This is a genomic window from Vibrio sp. Isolate32, assembly GCF_022397955.1.
GTDB lineage: Bacteria > Pseudomonadota > Gammaproteobacteria > Enterobacterales > Vibrionaceae > Vibrio.
This window is the reverse complement of record NZ_JAKEUQ010000061.1, coordinates 1-5,156: the sequence shown is the minus strand read 5'-3', so window position 1 is coordinate 5,156 and position 5,156 is coordinate 1. Positions and strand designations below refer to the sequence as shown.

Annotated in this window: 5 protein-coding genes and 1 rRNA gene; all 6 read right to left on the bottom strand. The window is 44.6% G+C overall.

The window, feature by feature from the left end:
- Window positions 1-352: ribosomal RNA gene (locus tag L1D11_RS22210) — 16S ribosomal RNA — on the bottom strand; the annotation flags it as partial.
- 565 nt (window positions 353-917) lie between these two features.
- Window positions 918-1,631, bottom strand: a complete 714-nt coding sequence (gene fre, locus L1D11_RS22205; protein ID WP_239834704.1) for an NAD(P)H-flavin reductase — start codon at window positions 1,629-1,631, stop codon at window positions 918-920.
- A gap of 20 nt (window positions 1,632-1,651) precedes the next feature.
- Window positions 1,652-1,921: a 2Fe-2S iron-sulfur cluster-binding protein gene (locus L1D11_RS22200; protein ID WP_239834703.1), complete on the bottom strand. Its 270-nt coding sequence runs from the start codon at window positions 1,919-1,921 to the stop codon at window positions 1,652-1,654.
- A complete protein-coding gene (gene ubiD, locus L1D11_RS22195; protein WP_239834702.1) occupies window positions 1,918-3,759 on the bottom strand; it encodes a 4-hydroxy-3-polyprenylbenzoate decarboxylase in 1,842 nt (613 codons plus the stop codon). The genes L1D11_RS22200 and ubiD overlap by 4 nt, the downstream gene beginning before the upstream one ends.
- A gap of 97 nt (window positions 3,760-3,856) precedes the next feature.
- Window positions 3,857-4,852: a hypothetical protein gene (locus L1D11_RS22190; RefSeq protein ID WP_239834701.1), complete on the bottom strand. Its 996-nt coding sequence runs from the start codon at window positions 4,850-4,852 to the stop codon at window positions 3,857-3,859.
- Window positions 4,853-4,918: 66 nt separating this feature from the next.
- Window positions 4,919-5,156: transposase (locus L1D11_RS22185; protein ID WP_239832794.1), on the bottom strand; the 238-nt coding region annotated here is incomplete at its 5' end.

Genomic DNA, 5,156 nt, shown 5'->3' with positions numbered 1-5,156 from the left:
GGAGTCTGGACCGTGTCTCAGTTCCAGTGTGGCTGATCATCCTCTCAGACCAGCTAGGGATCGTCGCCTTGGTGAGCCATTACCTCACCAACTAGCTAATCCCACCTAGGCATATCTTGACGCGAGAGGCCCGAAGGTCCCCCTCTTTGGCCCGTAGGCATTATGCGGTATTAGCCATCGTTTCCAATGGTTATCCCCCACATCAAGGCAATTTCCTAGGCATTACTCACCCGTCCGCCGCTCGACGCCCATTAACGCACCCGAAGGATTGTTAGTGTCGTTTCCGCTCGACTTGCATGTGTTAGGCCTGCCGCCAGCGTTCAATCTGAGCCATGATCAAACTCTTCAATTTAAGATTTTGTGACTCAACGAATACTGACTTCAAAACTACAAAAAGTAATTCTAAAGCTATTATCATTCCAACAGAATGATAATGAATTGACTGTGCCAAAATTAAGTAAACTTAATTTTGTATTGGTCACTCAGTTCATTGAAATCAAGTTTGTTACCGAAGTAACTGTTATTACGCTCTTTCGAAAAAGAACCAATAACGTTTTGATATTCATCAACGAGTGCCCACACAGATTGATAGGTTTAAATTATTAAAGAGCTTAACTTCTTGAGCGTTCCTTTTTAGTACGGAGCCTCTCGAAGTGGACGGCCATTCTAGCGAATTAACATTCAGTGTCAAACACTTTTTGAAAATTAATTTTTTGTCGCTTTCCGTCTTACTGATTCTTGCTGAAGCCTTATGGCGTCTGCCGTCTCAGTGGGACCGCATTATAGGGAACCCACTCAGGTTAGCAACTACTTTTTCATAAAAAATGAATAAATAGAGGTTAACTGCCTAATAGTTCACCTAAACATAAAAAAGAGAGCATTTCTGCTCTCTTTTTACTCAAAACCTAAGATTATTATTAGATAAATGCGTAAGCATCAGCGTACATATGGTCGCGCTTTGCTTCTTTATTCTGAGTAAATAGGTCTCTTGCTGCACCTGCCATTTCAAAACGACCTGCAATATAGATATCGAAATCAGCCAGTGATTCGAAACTTTGTGTAATTGCTTCAAGTACATTACCAGTTTGACCATGCCAAACTTCAGGCGCTTCTTCTACAACTGGTACAAAATGCACATTGTCGTGCTTTTCTGCGATGCCTACTAGCTCTTCTTTTGCATATAACTGGCACTCGTCTTTTGCGCCCCAGTATAAGTGAATCTCTTTTTTGCTGTTTTGCGCGATGCAGTGATCAAGAATAGAGCGTACGTAGCTGAAACCCGTACCACCAGCAATTAGTAATAGAGGGCGATCGCTTTCTTCTTTGATCCAAGCATCTCCGTGTGGAGCATCAATAGCAATATCGCCATCTTCAGCTTGTGCCTTCTTCATCGCTTCAACTACTTCTAATGCGTAAGCATTGTGCTCAGCGGCACCAATGTGTAACTCAAGCTCACCTTCATGGCGGCATGGGCTGCTTGCAATAGAAAATGGACGTTTATCTTTCTCGCCCATTTCAACCATCAGGTACTGACCCGCTTTAAAAGCGACGGGTGTCTCTGGGTGAAGCAGGATTTGGTAAGTGTTACAAGCCAAAGGCTCGATAGACTTAACTTTACATTTAATAGTCATGTTCTTCCTCTCACTAACCCTTAATCGGCAAAGGTTAGAACTAAATTACTTTCTGCAAATGCTTGGCAAGCGAAAATCCAACCCTGATGCTGCTCTTTCTCTGTGAGCATAGGTTCAAGGTGGTAACTCACTTGCCCTTCTAATTTTTTGCACATGCACATAGCACATGCGCCAACTTGACAACGGTTAGGGAAATAGATATCGCTGTTGAGCGCAGCATCCAAGACCGTTTGCCCTTTTTCTACGGTGAAACTGATGTTTTCTGGATACAAGACTACTTGGTAGCTCATAAAATTCCTAGTTGTTCCCAGATGCTATCAATCTTTTTGACCAGCTCAGGGTCTTTTGTGATGGGAACCCCCCACTCACGCAAGCATTCGCCTTCCCATTTATTGGTCGCATCTAATCCCATTTTGGAGTGTCCTGCTTCGTTCTGTAGGAACAACGTATCTCTGGCCGGATCCATTCTTGTTGTTACCGCCCAAATGATGTCATTCCAGTCACTCACGTTGACATCGCCGTCACATACGATAACAAACTTGTTCTCATCAAATTGAGACCAAACCGCTTCCATGATTTTCTTACCATTACCTGTAGCTTGCTTATCAATAGACACCACTACCATGCTGGCATTGTCGTTTTGTAGGTGAATATCAATAATTTCAGGGTGAACCTCGGTTAACTCAGCCAAGCTACCCTCTATATGTTCACTATTTGTAGCTGCTGATTGAATATCTGGCGATAGCGCTAACTCTGCATCCCACTTCTTAGTAATATCTAAGCCCATCTTAGAACCTAACCCAACTACGGGCGATGCAAAATCCAATGAATCGATCGGCGTGTTCTCTATCATCAGACTATCGCGTGACGGATCCATATGTTCGCACATCGCAGCGGTTACTTGAGACCAATCACGGGCATTGACATCTTCATCACACACCAATACAAATTTGGTGTACATGAATTGGCGTAAGAAAGACCATACCCCCATCATCACTCGCTTAGCGTGACCTGGGTATTGCTTCTTCATGGTCACGACTGCCATTCGGTACGAACAACCTTCAGGCGGTAGATAGAAATCTTCAATCTCTGGGAACTGCTTTTGAAGAATAGGCACAAACACTTCATTTAGCGCAACCCCCAATACCGCAGGCTCATCCGGTGGACGGCCAGTATAGGTGCTGTGATAGATAGGGTTCTCGCGCATGGTTACATGAGTAATAGTAAACACATGGTGCTTTTCTTTCTCGTTATAGTAACCAGTATGGTCTCCGTAAGGCCCTTCATCCGCAAATTCATTCGGGTCGATGTAACCTTCCATCACGATTTCCGCACTTGCAGGAACCTCTAAGTCGTTGCTGATTGATTTAACGACCTCTGTTTTACTACCACGTAGTAAGCCTGCAAACGCGTACTCAGATAAAGTATCCGGCACTGGCGTAACCGCACCAAGAATGGTGGCTGGGTCGGCACCAAACGCTACCGATACCGGAAATGGTTTACCTGGGTTGGTTTCCATCCAATCACGCAGATCCAGTGCTCCACCACGGTGAGCTAACCAACGCATGATGATTTTATTCTTACCGATCTTCTGCTGACGATAGATACCTAAGTTTTGGCGTTTCTTGTTTGGACCTCGAGTAACCGTTAAACCCCACGTTAGCAATGGCGCGACATCGTCGGCCCAACAGCTCATCACAGGAATTTTATCTAGGTCGACGTCATCGCCTTGCCACACGACTTGTTGGCATGCTGCTTTACGAAGGCGCTTAGCCGGCATGTTCAATACCTGTTTGAACACGGGTAACTTATCAATCGCGTCTTTAAAACCTTTCGGCGGCTCTGGCTCTTTTAAATAAGCCAATAGCTTACCCACTTCGCGCAACTCTTTAACTTCCTGACGGCCCATGCCTATCGCAACACGGTTGGGAGTACCAAATAGATTGGTCAAAACAGGCATGTCATAGCCTACCGGGTTCTCGAACAGAAGAGCTGGGCCACCAGCACGTAGAGTACGGTCGCTAATTTCGGTCATTTCATAGTTTGGGTCGACTGGGTGAGGAATGCGTTTCAACTGACCAATACTTTCAAGATGGTCGATAAAATCACGTAAATCTTTAAAACTCATAGAACTTCTACATGCTGATTATTCTGCGCTCAGTATATCAAAAAGGGGCATCGTGAGATCCCCCTTTTTAGTAAGGTTATTGAGAGGTAAAACCCAGTTACGGAAGCACTTGCTGGATCACTGAACTTTTGACTTGTGGGTTGTCACTCACTAGCTCTTGCAACCAGTTAGTGTACCCTTGTTTTGCCAACTCACGAGCGACCAATGGCGCATCATCAGCAATCGCCATGCGAGAAACTAAAAAGTCTTTCACCTCTTCTGAAAGTGGGTTCACTCTCGTCAGTAAAGTAATCGCTTCTTCTTTTAATCTTGGGTTTTTCGTTGCAGCCATCACCTGCTCTAAGGCAAATGGGGATTTACTCTCAGCGAGACGAACCAGCTCAACTTGGCTATGATAATCGGCTTTCATCTTCCAGAGAATTTGATAGACATCCGAGTCTTCGCTCACCTGTGCCAATCGAACCACTACTTCGGTAGAGGGTAACCAGCTGACTATCGGTGACTCTGTTAGCTGTTTTGCTAAGTAATTCACGGCCTCTGGAGACAAGCTATCCAATTCTCTTATGAGTAGCGCTTCTCGAGTTTGGACCTGATGCTCAGAGCCAGTTAGCCACTCTTTAAGATTGAGGTTCTGTTTCTCTGCATCGAGCACAAACACCAATGTATTTTGGTCAGCACGGAATTGTTTGATTAAGCGGTTTGCTATCGAAGGATAATTAAAGGCTGGAACCGTAAACTCATAGCCATCACCACGCTCTAATACCTGGTAGGTTGGCGTAATAGCGAGCTGTTGCTCCACAAAGATAGACATCTTCGGTGTGAGTACGATTTTTTGCTGTTCAATCTTCTTTAAGAGTTGGTAACGAGCCGCCTCTTGCTGGGGAAATGTCAGGCGCTCAAGTGCAAAGCGTAACGAATTCACTTCATCACGCACGACAAGCTCAAGCAATTCAGCAGTTTTTAGTTTTACTTGATCATTCTCAAGCCAAGACTCTACTGTATGTGGAGACATCTCGGTGGCATTCACAATACCGACCTGTGAAAGTAACAGTGAAGTAGACAAGAGTAATGATGACAACAGTCCATGTTGCATTTTAACTTCCTTGTAACATTTTTGGTCATTCTGCAAGCTGCCGCTACAAAATGCAAATAAAAAGGTTCATCGCGGCTTTCCGGGGAAAGCCGCTTTTATCTTCAAGAAGAAGTAGTCTGTATCTCGATACCCATATCCCATTCGCTTGATTAGTTTTATCTTGTTGTTTATCCCTTCCAATGTGCAGGTGTTAAGCGGATAACTTGCCGATGCGATAATGCCGTGAAGATAAGGACTCAGTTTTCGTGCGAACTCTTGCAATGGCTTAATTCCACTCTCCTGTACTTGTGCCCACCACACCTCC